The 17,167-nt window shown below is 65.3% G+C and carries 12 protein-coding genes; 3 read left to right on the forward strand and 9 right to left on the reverse strand.

Annotation, left to right across the window (positions count from 1 at the left end; all coding sequences use genetic code 11):
• Positions 1 to 8 precede the first annotated feature (8 nt).
• From ACSFDB_RS09185 to ACSFDB_RS09195, 3 genes are read right to left on the reverse strand one after another with little or no spacing between them, the layout of a single operon-like run.
• Positions 9 to 3,773, reverse strand: a complete 3,765-nt coding sequence (locus tag ACSFDB_RS09185; protein ID WP_440770695.1) for a UvrD-helicase domain-containing protein — start codon at positions 3,771 to 3,773, stop codon at positions 9 to 11.
• Complete coding sequence (locus ACSFDB_RS09190; RefSeq protein ID WP_440770696.1) at positions 3,766 to 4,878, reverse strand: PD-(D/E)XK nuclease family protein; 1,113 nt, start codon at positions 4,876 to 4,878, stop codon at positions 3,766 to 3,768. Before ACSFDB_RS09190 ends, ACSFDB_RS09185 begins: the two co-directional genes overlap by 8 nt.
• The gene (locus ACSFDB_RS09195) at positions 4,871 to 7,189 is read right to left on the reverse strand and encodes a PD-(D/E)XK nuclease family protein (protein WP_440770697.1); all 2,319 of its coding nucleotides are present in this window, start codon (positions 7,187 to 7,189) and stop codon (positions 4,871 to 4,873) included. Before ACSFDB_RS09195 ends, ACSFDB_RS09190 begins: the two co-directional genes overlap by 8 nt.
• Positions 7,190 to 7,388: 199 nt before the next feature.
• Here ACSFDB_RS09195 and ACSFDB_RS09200 point away from each other — a divergent pair, with 199 nt between their 5' ends.
• A complete protein-coding gene (locus tag ACSFDB_RS09200; protein ID WP_440763639.1) occupies positions 7,389 to 7,793 on the forward strand; it encodes a CBS domain-containing protein in 405 nt (134 codons plus the stop codon).
• 262 nt (positions 7,794 to 8,055) lie between these two features.
• Here ACSFDB_RS09200 and ACSFDB_RS09205 read toward each other — a convergent pair whose 3' ends face one another.
• From ACSFDB_RS09205 to ACSFDB_RS09215, 3 genes are all read right to left on the reverse strand, one after another.
• Positions 8,056 to 8,424 carry a hypothetical protein gene (locus ACSFDB_RS09205; protein ID WP_440770698.1) on the reverse strand — a complete coding sequence of 123 codons (369 nt, stop codon included), beginning with the start codon at positions 8,422 to 8,424 and terminating at the stop codon, positions 8,056 to 8,058.
• Between the two features lie 121 nt (positions 8,425 to 8,545).
• Positions 8,546 to 8,965: a DUF7994 family protein gene (locus ACSFDB_RS09210; protein ID WP_440770699.1), complete on the reverse strand. Its 420-nt coding sequence runs from the start codon at positions 8,963 to 8,965 to the stop codon at positions 8,546 to 8,548.
• Positions 8,966 to 9,145: 180 nt separating this feature from the next.
• A complete protein-coding gene (locus ACSFDB_RS09215; protein ID WP_440770700.1) occupies positions 9,146 to 10,681 on the reverse strand; it encodes an aldehyde dehydrogenase family protein in 1,536 nt (511 codons plus the stop codon).
• A 105-nt stretch (positions 10,682 to 10,786) separates the two neighbouring features.
• Here ACSFDB_RS09215 and ACSFDB_RS09220 point away from each other — a divergent pair, with 105 nt between their 5' ends.
• The gene (locus ACSFDB_RS09220; RefSeq protein ID WP_440770701.1) at positions 10,787 to 11,533 is read left to right on the forward strand and encodes a helix-turn-helix domain-containing protein; all 747 of its coding nucleotides are present in this window, start codon (positions 10,787 to 10,789) and stop codon (positions 11,531 to 11,533) included.
• An 88-nt stretch (positions 11,534 to 11,621) separates the two neighbouring features.
• Here ACSFDB_RS09220 and ACSFDB_RS09225 read toward each other — a convergent pair whose 3' ends face one another.
• From ACSFDB_RS09225 to uvrA, 3 genes are all read right to left on the reverse strand, one after another.
• The gene (locus ACSFDB_RS09225) at positions 11,622 to 12,077 is read right to left on the reverse strand and encodes a hypothetical protein (RefSeq protein WP_440770702.1); all 456 of its coding nucleotides are present in this window, start codon (positions 12,075 to 12,077) and stop codon (positions 11,622 to 11,624) included.
• A gap of 152 nt (positions 12,078 to 12,229) precedes the next feature.
• Positions 12,230 to 13,066, reverse strand: coding sequence for a proline dehydrogenase family protein (locus tag ACSFDB_RS09230; protein WP_440770703.1), 837 nt, complete (start codon positions 13,064 to 13,066; stop codon positions 12,230 to 12,232).
• A gap of 174 nt (positions 13,067 to 13,240) precedes the next feature.
• A complete protein-coding gene (gene uvrA, locus ACSFDB_RS09235) occupies positions 13,241 to 16,204 on the reverse strand; it encodes an excinuclease ABC subunit UvrA (RefSeq protein WP_440770704.1) in 2,964 nt (987 codons plus the stop codon).
• Positions 16,205 to 16,607: 403 nt separating this feature from the next.
• Here uvrA and ACSFDB_RS09240 point away from each other — a divergent pair, with 403 nt between their 5' ends.
• Positions 16,608 to 17,102 carry a hypothetical protein gene (locus tag ACSFDB_RS09240; RefSeq protein WP_440770705.1) on the forward strand — a complete coding sequence of 165 codons (495 nt, stop codon included), beginning with the start codon at positions 16,608 to 16,610 and terminating at the stop codon, positions 17,100 to 17,102.
• Positions 17,103 to 17,167: the final 65 nt, after the last annotated feature.

Consider the following 17,167-nt stretch of genomic DNA (forward strand, 5'->3'; position numbering starts at 1 on the left):
GGCGCCGCTCAATCGTCGTCGGCGATGTCGGTCCCTAACGCGGCGGGCGCGTCAGCCGTGTACTCCGCGGGACCACAACCCAGCGATCGATGCGGGCAGTACTGACAGTGGTCGCCGGGCGTCGTCTCGTCGAAGGACGGATCGTCGACCGCCTCGAGCGTCTCGCGCACCGACGACCAGGAAGGGAGTTCCCCGGGCGCCACGAGGTCGACGCGGGGACCGTCGACCGCCCCGACGTAGACGTAGCCGACGGCAGCGACCGACTCGTCGAACCGCCGCTCGCAGGCACGAGCGTACAGCGCCAACTGCGTCGCCTCGTCGGGATCGATTCGCTCGGTCGTCGCCTTGTAATCGAGGATCACGACGTCGCCGTCGGGCGTCCGGCGAACGGAGTCGACGAAGCCGACGACCTCGCCGTTCACCCCAGCGACGTCCTCGAGTGCGAACGGGAGCTCCGCGGCGAGCTGTTCCCAGTCGGCAACTCGTTCGTCGAACGCGGGTGCGGTGGCCTCGAAGTAGCGATCGACACAGGCGAGGACGGCCTCGCGATGCTCGAGCAGATCCCGGGCCGTCAGCTGCCGAACGGCCGCTTCACGCCACTCCTCGCGAGTCCGATAGTCGCGGTAGAACGCTTCCTCCGCGACGTCGTGGAAGATCGTTCCGACGATTCGCGATCCCGAATTACCGTCTTCATCGCCACCCTCGCCCGCGGATTCCCCGGACGGCTCGGTCGGGTCGTCGACCGCCCGCACGACGTGGTCGAGGTAGTGCTTCCGCGCGCAGGTCTCGTGGGTCTCCATCGCCGTGTAGCTGTGGCGCAACGCGGCCGGCACCTCGGTCGCGTTCGAGAGCGTCTCGACGGGGAACCGGACGGTGTCGGTCGAAAGCGCCGACAGTCGGCGGCCGGTCGGCACCTGTCGCCTCGTTCCTTGGCCGGAATCGACACCGACGGATCCGCCGTGACTCACCGCATCGGCCGCCGGCAACAGCGTCCCGCTGCGCAGCTGCCGACCCAATCGGTGCACCGTCTCGATGGCCTCTCGCGTCTCGAGCGGTTCGACGAATCGGTCCTCGTAGCCCGCGTAGTAGGTGATCGTCCCCGGACTGACTCCAGCGGAACGACCGATTTCTTCGGTCCGATCGACGACCGTTTCGGGGTAGGTCTCTCGAACCCGTTGGAAGCTCTCGGTCAGCGACGTCCAGAGGGTCATTCGCTGACCGGCGACCGACCACTCGATCTCGCTCGAGAGACACGCTTCGGCGGTCGAGACGCCGAGTTCGGTCTCGTCGCCGTCGTACTCGTACTCGGAGCCGAAGACGAACAGGTGGTTCTCGGCGCGCGTGAGCGCAACGTGGAGCACGCGCCACTCCTCGCCGACCGTCTCGGCTGCGAGGTCTGCGAGCAACGGCGAATCGACCTCGTCGTCGAGCGTCGCCGCGAGCAGTCGGTATCGCGCGCGTTCGGCGTAATCACGATCGACGCACCACTCCTCGTCGGAGAGGTACGGGACGAGCACGGTGTCGAACTCGAGGCCCTTCGCCTGGTGGACCGTCATCACGTCGATCGAGTCCGACGACTGGGTGCCGCGGGTCCGTTCGCTCCCGCTCCCGCGGAGAGTCCCCTCGAGCGCGTCGACGAACGCCGGCGTCAGCGTCTGGACGACCGAATCGGCGGTGTAGGCCTCGACGAACCGCTCTATGCGCTGAAACTCCTCGCGTTCGTCGCTCGTGAGGAACCACTCGAGACGCGTCACCTCGCGGAACCGGCGGACGAAGCCCGAGAGCGGATAGACGTCCTGCAGCGTCTCCAGTTCGGCGAGATGATCGCGCGCCCGCTCGAGGCGGTCCGGATGGTCGAGTTCGGCCGGCTCGCAGTCCAAAACCGCATCGTACAGCGATCCCTCCCGCTGTTGAAGCGTCGCCAGATCGCTCTCCGTAAGCCGGTACCGGTAGAGTAGCACGCGCCGAAGGTGGGCGTCGGCAGTCAGATCGACGAGCACCCGAAAATAGGAGAGCAGCGTCTGCATTCCTGGCGAAATGTTGCCTCGCGGCGAGCCCGAAATCTCGTAGGGGATCTGTCGGTTTCGGAGTTCGTCGGCGACCGCCTGCGCGTGACGGTTCGTCCGGACGATGACGGCGATATCCTCGAGCGATCGTTTGGGGACGTTCTCGGCTTCGTCGTTCAACAGCCGCGAGACCGTCGTCGCGACCTGCTCGGCCGTCGATCGGTCGATCTCGTCGCTCTCGACTTTGACGACGCGATCCGGCGGCCGTTCTCTCTCGCTGTCCGCGGCTTCGTTCTCGGTCTCGTCTCCGCTTCCGTACGCATCCGTCGTCCGTCCGACTTCACGGAGCGTCTTCGAGGACTGCGGCCCGTAGTCGCAGTGGTTGGTGAGATCCAGAATCTCCTGACGCGAGCGAAAGTTAAGTTCGAGTTCGATCGCCTCGTGATCGTCGTACGTCTCGGCGAGCCGGTCGAGTCCCTCCCGGTCGGTGCCTCGCCAGCCGTAGATCGCCTGATCCTTGTCGCCGATGGCGAGCAGGTTGGGCCGGTCGGGACCGTCGGTGAGTTCGGTGATCAGCGCGAACTGCGTCTCGTCGGTGTCCTGAAACTCGTCGCAGTAGACCTGCGTCCACTGGTCCGTGATCTCGGTCGCGATATCGTCGTCCGTCAGTAGCTCGGTCGCCGTCCGAACCAGTTCGTCGAAGTCCAGCGTCCGCTCGTCCTCGAGAACAGCGTGGTAGTCCGCGTAGACCGCGGTGTAGTGGCGCGCGAGGCGCATGAACTCGACGTAGTGTTTGAGGCGACCGAACGGACTCTGCTCGATTCGACTCGTCGCGGTTCGCCAGATTTCGTTGCCGAACAGCGCTCGCGGCAGCTGTTTCGTCGTCGGCTCCTCGAGCGAGAGCACCTCGATCGTGTTCGTCACGCACTGCTGGAGCACCCTGAGGTAGCGGTCGACGTCGCGAACGACGTCGTTGTCGCGGAACTCCGCCGGGGCTTCAGCGATCTTCTCGCGACAGTAGGTGATGAGCTTCCCGTAGCCGACCAGCGACTGCCGCGACGCCTCGAGGTGGTCGTCCGCGTTGAAGTAGCGCAGTGCCTCGTTATCGAAGGAGAGCTCGTCGCCGGCGGTCCGCTCGAGCCAGAGGACGAACTCGTTGCAGAGCTCGAGGGTGCGAACGTCCGGAAGCTGCGCTTCCAGCTGCTCGGGCGTGATGTCCTCTTGGCTCATGGCCTGAATGAATCGATCGACGCCGGCCGCGAGGTCGTCCGGCGAGCCCTGCCCGACGGTTGCGAAGTCGTAGTCGTTCGTCGCGAGCAGTCGGCCGACGATCCGCCGGCGCTTGCGCTCGGTGACGACGTCGAACTCCGGCGAGTAGCCGAGGTAGTAGGCGTACTCCCGGACCAGCCGGTAACAGAACGAGTGGTAGGTGTAGACGTCGATCGCCGCGGCGGCTTCGGGGTCGAGTCGATCGGCGACCGCGTCCCGAATGCTCCCCGCGGCCTCGTTCGCGAACGTCAGGACGAGTACGTCCTCGGGATCGGCGTCGCCGCGTTCGATCGCGCGTTCGATCCGCATGAGCATCGTCGTCGTCTTCCCGGTGCCCGCGCCGGCGTCGACGGAGGTACAGGCCGCGTCGCTGTCGATGACGGCAGGCTGGTTCCCCTTGGGCTCGAGCGACTCGTTATCGCGATCCCCGTCGAACGAGTCGCTCTCACGAATCCCGTCGTCCGTGTCGACATTCAGGTCTCGGTTCGGGTTATCCATCGAATCGCACCTCCTCGGCGATGTAGTCCTGACAGCAGACCGTGTAGCCACAGTCCGGACAGGCGTCGCTCGAGATATCGTCCCAGCGATCGGTCGGATCGAACGCGCCACCCGCAATCTCGCTCGCGACGTCCGCGAGTCGGTCGTCGACGGTCTGATTTCGGTGTTCGTGGGTCATGCCGTAGGTGTGGTGGTCGATGTAGCCGTCGGTCAGGTCCTTCGTCTCGAGGGTCGTCTCGACCGTCTCGCGAACCCAGTTGATCGCGGTCCCCGAGCGATCGGCGAGGGGGATCTGGACGTACCGACAGGTTCGATCCTCGAGACCCAACTGCTGACAGCGGGTTCGAAGCCCGTCGATGACGACGGCCGTCTCGAAGAGCGAGGCGACGAACGGCGGGTCGAAGACGTCCGCGTCGGGATCGAAGTGGTCGGTGAAGCGTTCGGCGATCCCTCGCTCCCAGTCGGATCGGTATCGCAGGAGACCGAGCGGCCTGAGCGTCGGCACGAACCGGACGCCGACGATCGATCGGCCGTCGGCGTAGACGTAGTCGACGCTGGCGTCGATCGTGACCGATTCGGCGTCGGTTTCGGTTCCCGGGTCCGATCTCGTTTCCGTGGCCGCTCTCGCTCCCGTCTCGGGGTCCGGCAGCGAAACCGTACTCGAGAGCGGGAGATCCGGACCGACCAGTTCGCCGTCCGTCGACTCGGCCGCCAGCCGCTCGACCCCCGCCGCGTGGTCGACGCCGACAGTCTCGACGTACGCCTCGAGCGTCGCCTCGAGCACCCGTCGTTCGTGTCGTCGCTGGGTCCGCGAGTGAAAGCGCTCGTCGTGGTCGGTCCAGAGCGCCTCGAGTCGCTCCCGTGCGGCGTCCGCGAGCGCCTCGCGGCCCGTCTCGCCGCGTCGCAACGCGTCACAGATCGCCGTTTGCAAGAGGGCGATCCGGTCGTCGACCGTCGTCTCGTCGTCACTCCCCTCGAGCCCGTCGACGTGGGCGAACTCGTACCGGCGGGGACAGTGCAGATAGGTCGCGAGGCCGTCGACGTCGAGGCTGTCGGTTCCCTGACTCCGCATCCTCGAGTCGGCTCCGGCGTCTCTCTCAGTCATCGCGGACCACCTCCCCCGCGGCGAACTCGAACTGCGAGCGGACGGCCTCGGCCAGCTCCGGGTCGATATCGCCGTCCTCGAGGACGACCGCGATCTCCTCGAACAGCTCCTCGGTCGCGCCGAGGTCGGCCTCGCCGCCGGTGCTCGCCTCCCGGAGGATCCGCTCGAGTTCACCGTGGGGTTGGGCGAGCAGCGCCTCGAGGGCGTTCGTCTCGCCGTGGATCGCCGCGGCGGTGTCGGTTTCGACGTCCGGCAGGTCGAGTCCGTCGGTCGCGTCGATCAGCTGCAGGTAGCGCGACTCGTCGTACGTCCGTCGCAGACCGCCCGATCCCCGCTCGTAGGAGCAACAGTAGAGGTGGGTTCGCGCGGCGCGGGTGCCGAGGGCGAGTCGTCGCCGCGACCGCTGGGCGTGGTAGGTTTTGAACGGGTCCCCGACGGAATCGTCGCCGCCGGAATCGACATCGACGGTGGCGAACGTCCGCGCGATGTCACTCACGGACGGATCGGTGACCGCGGGGTAGCTGTCCATTCCGCGCAGCCACGCCGTCGGGAACAATTGCGTGAGAAACTGCTCGCCGGGATAGTTCTCGTCGAGCAGATCGAGCAGGAAGACGGTCTCCCAGGAGTCGTACTTGCAGTCGTCGACGGCACAGACGGTAACGCCGCCGGTCGGCGGCTGGGCCTCGACCGCGTGGACGTACGGCGCGTCGTACTGGATGGTTCGGCGGAGCATCCGTCGCAGCCCCTGCCAGTCCGGACCGACGAGATCAGTCTCCTCGACGAACCGGGCGATCTCGAGCACTCGACGGACGCTCGCGTACTGCTCGCGGGCGTCGACCCACGCCTCCTCGCGGGCGATTCGGCCCTTCAGGTCCGTCAGCCGGATCCAACGCTCGAGCGATCGGGCGACGCTCGAGTCGGTACACGACGCGAGCAACTCGGGTGACACGTCATCGACACGGGCACAGAGGCGCTCGAGCGAGACATCCCACGGCTCCGTCGCTTCCGGGCCCTCTCGGCCGCGAATGGCGTGATCCGTGACGGCGTCGTCGACGAGTTCGGCATCGATTCTGCCGGGGTCGCGCTCGCGTTCGCACTGGAGCGTCACGAACGCGTAGAGTTCGTGGACGACCGGGTCTTCGGCGAGCGACGGGGTGCCGATCGTCGCCGTTGGAATCCCGGCCTCGCGGAGCTGTCGTCTGGTTTCGGGAACGCGCTCGATCCGCGGGACGGCGACGGCGAACGCGTCGAATCGCCAGTCGTGTCGATCCCGAAGCGCCTGAATCTCGCTCGCGACGGCACCGACCTGATCGCGAGCCGTTCGGGTCCGAATGCGTCGGGCTCGTCCGCGCTCCGCTGGTTCGACTCGGTCGTCGGTGCTGCTGGACTGTCGTCCCGCGGTTTCTGCCAGCTCCGGCGACTCTCCCGTCGCTAACAGCCGCGTAATCGCGTGGTGCGGCGGTGTCTCGCGGTGGTCTTCGTCGGATTGCTCGAGCCGTGAGTCGACGATATCCACGTCGAGGTCGTCCCCGACCAGATCCTCGATACGGCCCGGTTCGACCCGCGTGCGTTCGACGCTGGCGTGGCGCTCCCCGAAACAGACGAGGTCCGCGTCTCGAGTGAGCGCCGCGAGGTAGCGTCGGTCGAGCCGGCGGTACTCCTCGAACTCGACGGCGAGAACGGCGTCGATCGAGTCTGTTACGTGCGTGCGAAGGCCGTCCGTGTCCGACTCGAGCAACTCGACGGTCCGCGGGATCACGTCGGCTCGCTCGACGTACCCCCGCGACTCGAGTTCCGCGTGGAACCGATCGTTCATCGCGTAGAGGAAGGCTAAAGAGTCGTGTGGGTCGTCGTCTGCAACGTCCTCGAGTCGCAGCTGTTGGCGCGTCGCCTCCAGCAGCAGTTGCCCGACGTCGCGGGCGAAGCTTTCGTGTTCCGCGGCTCGCTCGAGGTAGTCCGGAACGTCGCGGCTGGCGCCGTCGATCACCAGCGAGATGAGTTCGATACGCTCCTCGTACTCGAGTCGATCCAGCGTCGGATCGGACGCCTCGAGCACCTTCGAGGCGTGTTCCGGGAGGGACTCGACGCGTGGTGACCTGGGCGAGCCGTTGGTGACCTCGATGTCAGCGAGGGAATCGATGAGTGAGTCGAGGCCGGCAGGGTGGCGTTTCAGGACCAGGACGTTTCGAGGACCGTATTCGTCGGCGAGGATGGCGTACTCCGCCGCAACGCGGTCGAATAGCTCGTCGCTGGCTGCGGGTTCAGAGAGGAGTTTGCAGGTCCCGTCGAGACCTGGTGGAGGAGACGCCATCGGTTGATACGTCACGGAGTATGGCCGTATTGGTATTTAAATGTGCGGCGGAGTGCGAACGTGGTCGTCGGTCACAGCAGTGGACGGGATCGAGAGGGCGTCCGTACGGGACAGTCGGAACCCGGCCACGCTGTCTTCCCCGCTGGACGACGCTATCCGCTTCGACAATTCTTATAGTGCATAAAGAGTACACGGGTGTATGGAGGATATTTTCGTCGCGCGGGTCATGTCCACGCCGCTCGAGACGGTCCGCGCCGACACGCTCGTCGAGGAGGCAGCACAACAGATGCTCGAAAACGAGATCGGCTCGGTCATCGTCGTCGACGAGGACAACCAACTCGAGGGGATCCTGACGAATACGGACTTCGTCAAGATCGTCGCCGAACGCAAGCCGAAGGACCAGACGCCGGTCTCGACGTACATGAGTCGAAACGTCACCACGGCGACGGCCCAGGAGAGTATTCGCGACGCCGCGGATCTGATGGTCGAACACGGCTTTCACCACCTCCCCGTCGTCGACGAGGACGAAGGCGTGATCGGCATCGTCACGACGTCCGATCTGGCAGCGTACCTCTCGCGCGAAGAGACGCCGAGCCCGGAGTAAACATTCCGGCGTTGGCGAGTCTGGGGACCACGAGTCCACAGCCCGCCAATTTTCACCGTCGTCACTGCCGCTTCCGACCAGCGATGCACACCTCGAGCAGTCGGTCGATTCGTCCGTCGGGACGGGCCGACGGTGGAGCGGCCACCGATCGGCCGACGTTCGGTTTCGGTACCGGTGTACTCGCACCACTCTTCGAGGAGCTGTCCCGAGTCCCACCCGACGAGGTCGGTTCGCGACCATCGAGACGACCCGATGGAACGGGTCAGCGGTCGGCTTCCGGATCGTCGTCTTCGGTCATCCAGCGGACCGTCTCGTCGAGTTGTTCACACAGCGCCCGCGCCTCCGACGGCGTCAGTTCGACGTCCGCATGGCCCGTTCCGTGGTCGCCGGCCATGGCATCGATACTCAGAACCAGCCGGTGACCGTCGGCCGACTCGGGCCGGACCGAAACGTCTGCTCGGTCCGGATAGTCCCGCGGCGGGCCGAGTTCGAGATCGGTTTCGCCGCGCGTGACGCCAACCTGCACCCGGTCTGCGTGCTCGAGATCGATCGAATCCGTCGGCTTCTCGTCGATCCGTTCCTGCTCGCGCTCCCGCTCCTCGAGCCGATCGGTCGTGGTATCGTCCGACATACTCGTCGGTTCAACCGCATTCGCCTTGGCTGTACTCCCGGATGGCTCCCACCGCTCCTCCGCTAGCCGGAAACGTTCGCAGACGGTTTCCTCGGTGGACCGTCCAACCGGCATCGGTTGCTCAGTCGACGACGAACGTCTCCGCGTCGATTCGCGCCCCGCCGACCCAGCACTCGCGGGCGAACCACGCGAAGTAGCCGACCATCCCGACCGTGAGGACGGCTTCGATCGGGCCGAGTCCGGTGATGCCGTCGGCCACGAGCAGGCTCCCGAGACTGATCGCTCCCCAGCCGACGGCGATCATCGCGATTGCAACGGCGGCGACGCGCGGCCATCCGACCGTTCTCGAGCCGATCTTGACGCGTTCCCAGCGTCCGGCGACGAGCATCGTCGCGCCGACGAAAACGAGCCACGAGACCACACCGAGCATCGACGCCGTCGTCGGAACGCCGAGCGCGGCGACGAGCGACCCCGCCAGCAACAGGGTGACGAAGCCGCCGCCGGCGAGTCCGTGCCGGACGACGGCCTTCTTCGAGTTCATACGCGCGTCGTTCGCAGCCCGTCGGCGTTAACCGTTTGGATCACGTTGATGTGACTTCGACCAATCGTCGCCGTCAGCCGAGCGAGACCGCAGCTCGGTCACTCCGCGTGACCTCGCCGGTCAGTCGTCGCCGTCAGCCGAGCGAGACCGCAGCTCGGTCACTCCGCGTGACCTCGCCGATCAGTCGTCGCTCGTCGTAATATCCGCCGACAACCCCTGGGCCATCTCGATATCCTTCGAATTGTTGAGCGTCCAGGCGGTCCGCTCCGTGACGGCTTCGATAGCCTCGCGGGCGCTCGGGTAGCCGTTCCCGGACTTCTTGACGCCGCCGAAGGGCAACTGGACCTCCGCGCCGATACACGGCAGGTTCGCGTACGCGAGGCCGAGTTCCGCGTGATCTCGGAAGTGGTGGATCTGGCGGTAGTCCTCCGAGATGACGGCCCCCGCGAGCCCGTACGGCGTGTCGTTGTGGATCTCGACTGCGTCTTCGATGTCGCCCTCGTACTCGAGGAGGGCGACGTGCGGGCCGAACACCTCCTCTTTGAGACAGCGCAGGTCGGTGTCGTAGTCGATTTCGTAGACGAACGGGCCGACCCAGTTGCCCTCGTCGTGGCCTTCGGGAATCTCGTCCGCGTCGAGGTCCGCGCGGTCGACGAGCACCTCGGCGCCCTCGTCACGAGCGAGTTGGTTGGCGCGGTGGATCTTCTCGACGTGCTCGGGCTCGATAGCGGGCCCCATGAAGGTGTCCTCCTCGAGCGGATCGCCGACGCTGATATCCTCCGCGATCTCGACGTATCGCTCCTTGAACTCGTCGTAGACGTCCGTGTGGACGATCAGGCGCTCGCTCGAGACGCAGCGCTGTCCCGTCGTCTTGAAACTCGACATCACGGCGGAGTGGACGGCAATGTCCAGGTCTGCCTTCTCGGTGACGACGATGCCGTTCTTGCCGCCCATCTCGCAGGCGGCGAGTTTGCCGGGCTGGCCGCCGACCTTGCCGGCGATCTCGTGGCCGACCTCCGCGGAGCCGGTGAAGAGGACGGTATCGACGCGGTCGTCGTCGACGATGGTAGCACCGGCATCGCCGTAGCCCTGGACCATGTTGAAGACGCCGTCCGGAATGCCGGCGTCGTCCATCATCTCGGCGATGATCTGGCCGCACCACGGCGTCTGTTCGGCAGGCTTCCAGACGACCGTATTCCCCTCCACGAGGGCGATCGCCATGTGCCAGAAGGGAATCGCGACGGGGAAGTTCCACGGCGTGATACAGCCGATGACGCCGCGAGGCTTCCGGCGCATGGAGGCATCTTTGCTGCCGATTTCGCTCGGAATAACGTCACCGTGTGGGTGGCGAGCGTTGCCCGCGGCCCACTCGACCATGTGGTAGGCCTCGACGACGTCCGCGCGCCCCTCGCTGATCTCCTTACCGCACTCCTTCGTGACGATTTCGGCCAGTTCGTCGGTTCGCTCGCGCAGTTCGTGGTAGATGTCCCAGAGGTACTCCGCGCGGTCGATGTAGGACAGCTCGCGCCACTCGTCGGTCGCCGCTTCGGCGGCCTCGAGGGCGGCGTCGACGTCGGCGTCGGTCCCCCGGTGGAACCGCGCGAGTTCCTCGCCCGTCGCCGGGTTCTCGCTCGCGAACGTCTCGGTTCCGTTACCGCTGGTCCACTCACCGTCGATGTGGTGGCCGTACAGCTGATCTGAGGATTGCTGACTCATGGATACCGATTGGGTCGTGCGTCTCGAATAACGTCACCCGTCCATGGGAGGGTCGACTCGAGAAACGAGACCTTCTTAGTGATCACTACAAAGGAGTACCGTAGCATGGCAACGAACTGGGACCAGCCGGTCCAGGGGACGAGGCTGTCCTTCGAGGTCTGGCATCCGAACTGCTGGGCGATCGAGGCGACCGACCGGGTCGGCGGCGGTATTCTGGCGCACGCGGTGTACACCGCGCCGACGGCGGAAACGGAGTCGGCATCGGTCAACGGGCTGTTCACCGCGTTCGGCCAGACGACCGAGGAGGTCGAGGCGTTGCTGGCCGAGATCGACGACTCGTCGCTGGCGGGCGACGTGCTCGAGCTGCAGGAGCGGTTCGGCCGACGGCAGTCGTCGTCCCTCCCGGGAAACGTCGCCCGCGAGTTCTTCCTCGAGTACGACCCCCAGAAGATGATCTGTCCGACGCTGTTAGAACACGGGTTCGTCCACAGCGCACCCGTCCGAATCGAGAACGGCCGGGAACACTGGCAGGTCTGTTTCGCCGGCGATCGAGAGCGGATCGAAACCGCGATCGAGAGCATCTGCGAGGACGGGAACGCCGACGTCTCGGTCGAAACCGTCACGAGCACGCCGACGGGCGAATCCGAGCGCAAGCGTCGAATGGACGCGCTCACCAGTACCCAGCGAGAGGTGTTCGAACTCGCGCGCAAACGGGGCTACTACCAGTGGCCGCGCGGCGTCTCGACCCGCGAACTTGCGAGCGAGTTCGATATCTCGAAAACCACGTTACTCGACCACCTGCGAAAGGCCGAATCCAAACTGCTGGATCCCGACGACCTCGGCGGCGAGTGAGTCCTCGCTCGAGACCTCGGTGAGTGATCGGTTCGACACCTCGGCGGCAAAGACCGACGAAGTTCGGACGACGAAGCGACCGGTCGTCTCAATCGGAGGGAGCCTCGAGCGGACGGCTATCGAGACGGCTGCGAACGAGGTACTCGACCAGCCCGACGAGAAGAACGATCGCCAGCGGAACGAACCAAAGGATGCCGAACAGCGAATCGGCGTAGAGACCGATCGGCGTTGTACCGGTAGCGCGCACTTCCTCGAAGTATTGATAGCTGCCGTAGAACGCCCATGTAAAGAGGATGAAGAGGGCGACAAAGGGTGACAGGAGTCGATAACGGAAGAACAGCACGAGTGGAACACTGCCGAGCAAAACGAGCCCGAGGACCGTAACCGAAAGGAGCGCCGCTCCCGCGGGCGATTCTGGCGTGTTCGTTCCCCAGAACGATCGCCCACGGACGAATCCGGTCAGCCAGAGCGCGAAAAAGGCGTGAAAGATCCCGCCAGCAAGACAGAGTGCGATCGTCCTGCGAGAGAGCTCGCGCCGTTCCATACGAGTATCTTTCACAAGGCGATCAAATAGTTTGTGGATCGATTGACAGAACCGTTTCCGGCCTCGTTTGCTCGGTGTACACCCGTGGAACTGCCGTCCACGCGAATCGCTGCTATGGCGCGACCGGCCACACACTGCGCTCGAGTCGCGCCTTACGATCCGACGACCGCTCGAAGGGCGAACAGGGCGTTCTCCTTGCGCTCGCGGACGCGACGGTAGAAGTACGAGAACCACTTCCCGCCGTAGGGGACGTACTGGTAGACCTCGTACTCCGCGGCGAGGTCGTGTTGTGCCGCCTCTCGAACGCCCATGAGCAACTGGAACTCGAACGGCGTGTCGTGGGCCTCAGAGAGCTCCTCGACGTACTCGATGATCTCCGGATCGTGGCTGCCGACCGCGATTCCGTCGTCGAACGTCTCGAAGGCGACCGCCAGCAGCTCGCGGTACGCTTCGTTCACCCGCGCTTTTTGCTTGTACGCGACGCTGCTCGGCTCGTCGTACGCGCCCTTAACGAAACGCACCTTGCCGGGGACGTCGGCCAGTCGTTCGACGTCCTCTCTGGTTCGCTTCAGGTTCGCCTGTATGCAGACGCCGACGTTCCCATCCGTCTCACGGGCGTGCCGTTCGAACGCGTCGAGCGTCACGTCGGTCGTGGTGTAATCTTCCATGTCGATCCAGACGAAGACGTCGTGCTCGACGCCCGCGTCGACGATTCGCTCGAGGTGGGTCCGAAAGACGTCCTCGCCGAGATCGAGTCCGATCTGGGAGGGTTTGACCGAGACACAGCAGTCGAGGTTGGCGTCGTCGATGGCGCCGATCAGATCAACGTAGGCGTCGGCGTCCGCGGCGGCCGCCGACGGATCGTCGTAGTGTTCGCCGAGTAGATTCAGAATGCCGCTGATACCGTCGCCGTTGAGCGTTTCGACGTGAGAAAGGGCCCCGGAAGGGTCCTCCGCCGCGACGAAGTTGCTCGCGATTGGCGGGAGCATTGACCGATGGTTAGAACGAGTACGGTGTAAACGGCCACCCGACCATAGACGCCCCAGATCGCGGCCGACTCACGAGATGTCCGCGCAACGATCGATCGTTCGCGTCTCGACTCGAGATTTGCGCCGGACGGAGCGACAGAGCAACGGGAAACCGGTCGAGAGCGGATTGGAGGCTCAGTCGTCGTCCATCGGCGCCGACACCGGTTCGACGCGCTCGCCGCGCGGTCCCTCGAGATCGATCTTCGGCAGCAGGTCGCGCAGATACCGGCCAGTGTGCGAAGCCTCGAGTCGGGCGACGTCTTCCGGTGTCCCCGTCGCGACGAGTTCGCCGCCGTTCTCGCCGCCTTCGGGGCCGAGATCGATGACGTGGTCAGCGTTCTTCACGAGGTCGAGTTCGTGTTCGATGACGACGATGGTGTTGCCGTTGTCGGTCAGCCGGTGGAGGACGTCGATGAGTTTGCGCTCGTCCTCGCTGTGAAGCCCGGTCGTCGGCTCGTCGAGCAGGTAGAGCGTCTCGCCGGAGTCCTTCTTTCCGAGTTCCTCCGCCAGCTTGACGCGCTGGGCCTCCCCGCCGGAGAGCGTCGTCGAGGGCTGGCCGAGCGTCATGTAGCCCAGTCCAACGTCCTTCAGGAGCTGGAGGCGACGCCGGATCTGGCTCGAGGACTCGAAGAAGTCGTATGCCTCCTCGACTTCCATCTCGAGCACGTCGGCGATGGTCTTGCCCTTGTAGGTGACGTCAAGCGTGGCGTCGTTGTAGCGGGCCCCGTCGCACTCTTCGCAGGGGACGTACACGTCGGAGAGGAAGTTCATCTCGATCTTGACCGTTCCCTGTCCGCCACACTCCTCGCAGCGGCCGCCCTTGACGTTGAACGAGAAGCGTCCAACCTCGTAGCCGCGCTGTTTCGCCAGCTTCGTCAAGGCGAACAGCTCGCGGATGTAGTCGAAGACGTTGGTGTACGTCGCCGGGTTGGATCGGGGGGTTCGACCGATCGGCGACTGGTCGATCAGCCGCACGGTTTCGATCTCGTCGAGCCCCTCGAGGGCGTCGTGGTCGCCCGGAATCACGCTCGTGTTGTCGTTCATCTGGCGAGCCAGTCCCTTGTAGAGCACCTCGTGCATCAGCGTCGACTTGCCGGAGCCGGAGACGCCGGTGATCGCGGTGAAGTTGCCGAGCGGAATGTCGACGTCGATGTCGTCCAGGTTGTGCTGGCGAGCGCCGCGGATCGTCAGCGCGCCGTCAGGGTCGCGTCGCTCGTCGGGAACCGGAATCTGTCGCTGGCCGGAGAGGTACTCGCCGGTAATCGAGCCCTCGGTCGCCTTGACCTCCTCGACGGGCCCGTTCGCGACGACCTCGCCGCCGCGCTTGCCGGGGCCGGGACCCATGTCGATGACCTGGTCCGCCCGGCGCATCGTCTCCTCGTCGTGTTCGACGACGATCAACGTGTTGCCGATGTCGCGCAGCTCTTCTAAGGTGTCGAGCAGTCGATCGTTGTCCCGCTGGTGGAGCCCGATCGAGGGCTCGTCCAGCACGTAGAGGACGCCGACGAGACCGGAGCCGATCTGGGTCGCCAGTCGGATCCGCTGGCTCTCGCCGCCGGAGAGCGTCGAGGCCTCGCGGTCGAGCGTGAGGTACTCGAGGCCGACCTCGCACATGAAGCCGAGTCGAGCCCTGATCTCTTTTAAGATCTCCTCGGCGATCACCTTCTCGCGTTCGTTGAAACTCGCCTCGAGCGACTCGAAGTGTTCGAGGGCGTCGCCGATGCTCAGTCCGTTGATCTCCGTGATCGCGGTGCCGTCGACCAGCACGGCCCGACTCGCGGCCTTCAGCCGGGTGCCGTCACAGGCCGGACACTCCGTCGCCGACATGTAGTCCTCGATGTGATCGCGCGTCGAGTCCGAGTCGGTCTCGAGGTAGCGCCGCTCGAGGTTCGGGATAACGCCCTCGAAGCGCTTTTGCTTGCGCCGAGTGCCGTTTTTCGTGTGCCGTTCGAACGTCACCTTCTCGCTGGTGCCGTAGAGGAACGCCTGCTGAATCTCGTCGTCGACCTCCTCGAACGGCGTCGACAGCGAGACGTCGAAGTGCTCGGCGACGGCGTCGAGCCGGGTCTGGTAGTACGAGCGGTTGTAGCTCCAGGGCTCGAAGACGTGCTTGAGCGACGTGGACTCGTCCTGGATGACGAGTCCCTCGTCGATCTCCTTCGTCTCGCCAAGCCCCTCACACTCGGGACAGGCGCCGTGGGGGGAGTTGAACGAGAACGATCGGGTCTCGATCTCGGGAACGTCGATCCCGCAGTGGGTGCAGGCGAGGTCCTTCGAGAACTCGACGACGAAGCGGTCGTCCTCCTCGGTCTCGTCGCCCAGCGCGCCCGTCCGGCGGGCCGCGTCGCCAAGGTCGCTCGCGACGTCTTTCGGCGCGTCGGGAAGGATGACCTTCAGGACGCCCTCGGCCTCCTCGAGCGCCGTCTCGACGCTGTCGATGATCCGCGGACGGGCCTCGGTCGAGACCTTGATGCGGTCGACGATCACGTCGATGGTGTGGTCGAAGTTCTCGTCCAGTTCGGGTTTGTCGAGCGTGAGGTCGTGTTCCTCGCCGTCGACCTCGACGCGGGCGTACCCCTCCGAGACGAGTTCCTCGAACAGGTCCTCGAAGGCTCCCTTCTGGTCGCGGACGACGGGGGCCGCGAGTTTGACCTTGGTGTCCTCGGGAAGCTCGAGGATGCGTTCGACCATGTTCTGGGCCGACTGCTCGCCGACTTCGCGGCCGCAGTCGGGACAGTGGGGGGTGCCGACGCGGGCGTAGAGCAGTCGGAGGTAGTCGTGGAGCTCCGTAACCGTTCCCACCGTCGATCGTGGGTTGTTCGCGGCGTTTTTCTGGTCGATCGAAATCGCCGGGGAGAGCCCCTCGACGGTTTCGACCTGCGGTTTGTCCATCTGGCCGAGGAAGTTTCGGGCGTACGCCGAGAGGCTCTCGATGTACCGGCGCTGGCCTTCGGCGTAGATCGTCTCGAACGCCAGCGACGACTTCCCCGATCCGGAGAGGCCGGTGACGACGGTGAACTCCTCGCGGGGGATCGTGACGTCGAGGTCCTTGAGGTTGTGCTCCTCCGCCCCCCGCACCTCGATGTAGTCTTTGCTCATGTATGGGTGGTGACTGGTGACTGCAGATATTCGCGACTCGCTGCTCGATTCACTGTGAGTGAGTCAGTGGCCGAAGGGACTTAACGGGTCTGGAAACGCCGTAGCGTGGGCTATGCTAGCAAATAGATTTTCGGGAGGACCGGAGGAATCGGTCGAGTTCTCGCCGGTTGCCCGGAACCGTCGAACACCTGGAAACGCCCGCTCGAGTTGCTCGTTACCGATATGAAACCCTTCAATCACGTAGGGGCGGCACCGACGGCGTCAGCAGTCACGTAACACCGCGTTCTGGAGCCACCGATAAAGTCGTTGCTGCATCGGTATCGAACGAGTGTCGCCAACACTCCTCGAGCCGCCGAACCGCTCAGTCCAAACTGACTTCGGGTAGAAGCACGAACGGACCGCTATGAGCGACGACAGCGGCCCGGAACTGGTCGTCGAGGAGTTCGTCGACTACTGTCACACGCAGGCCGGCTTGCTCTCGGGCCGCGTCGAGACGATGCGCGACGAAGCGGACGAGCTGCTCTCCGAAATCGACGAGGAGATGGCCGAACTTCGGACGCGACTCGAGGAGCACGCGTCGGGCGTCGAAGGCGTCGGCGGCCCGTCGACGCCGGCCGGACCCGGTGACGTCGATATCGACGCCTTAGAGGAGTTAGAGAGCGAGGTCAAGGAGAAACAGCTCCTCGTCGAGGCCAAGCAAACGCGCATGCAGGCGTTTCAGGATCTCGCGGCGGCGTACACCGATCTCGCCGAGGATCTGGAGTCCGACGACGACGGGGCGGCCGCGCTGGAACGCGTCGTCCAGTTCGAAGCGGATCACGACGCCCCGGCGTACTTCGAGGAGCGACAGACGCTCGTCGAAGCCGCGGCGGACTCGAGTGCGACCGACCCCGACTGACGCCAGTCCGCGGCGAACTCGAGTGCGACCGACCCCGACTGACGCCAGTCCGCGGCGAACTCGAG

The organism is Natronorubrum amylolyticum, from assembly GCF_052040145.1.
GTDB lineage: Archaea > Halobacteriota > Halobacteria > Halobacteriales > Natrialbaceae > Natronorubrum.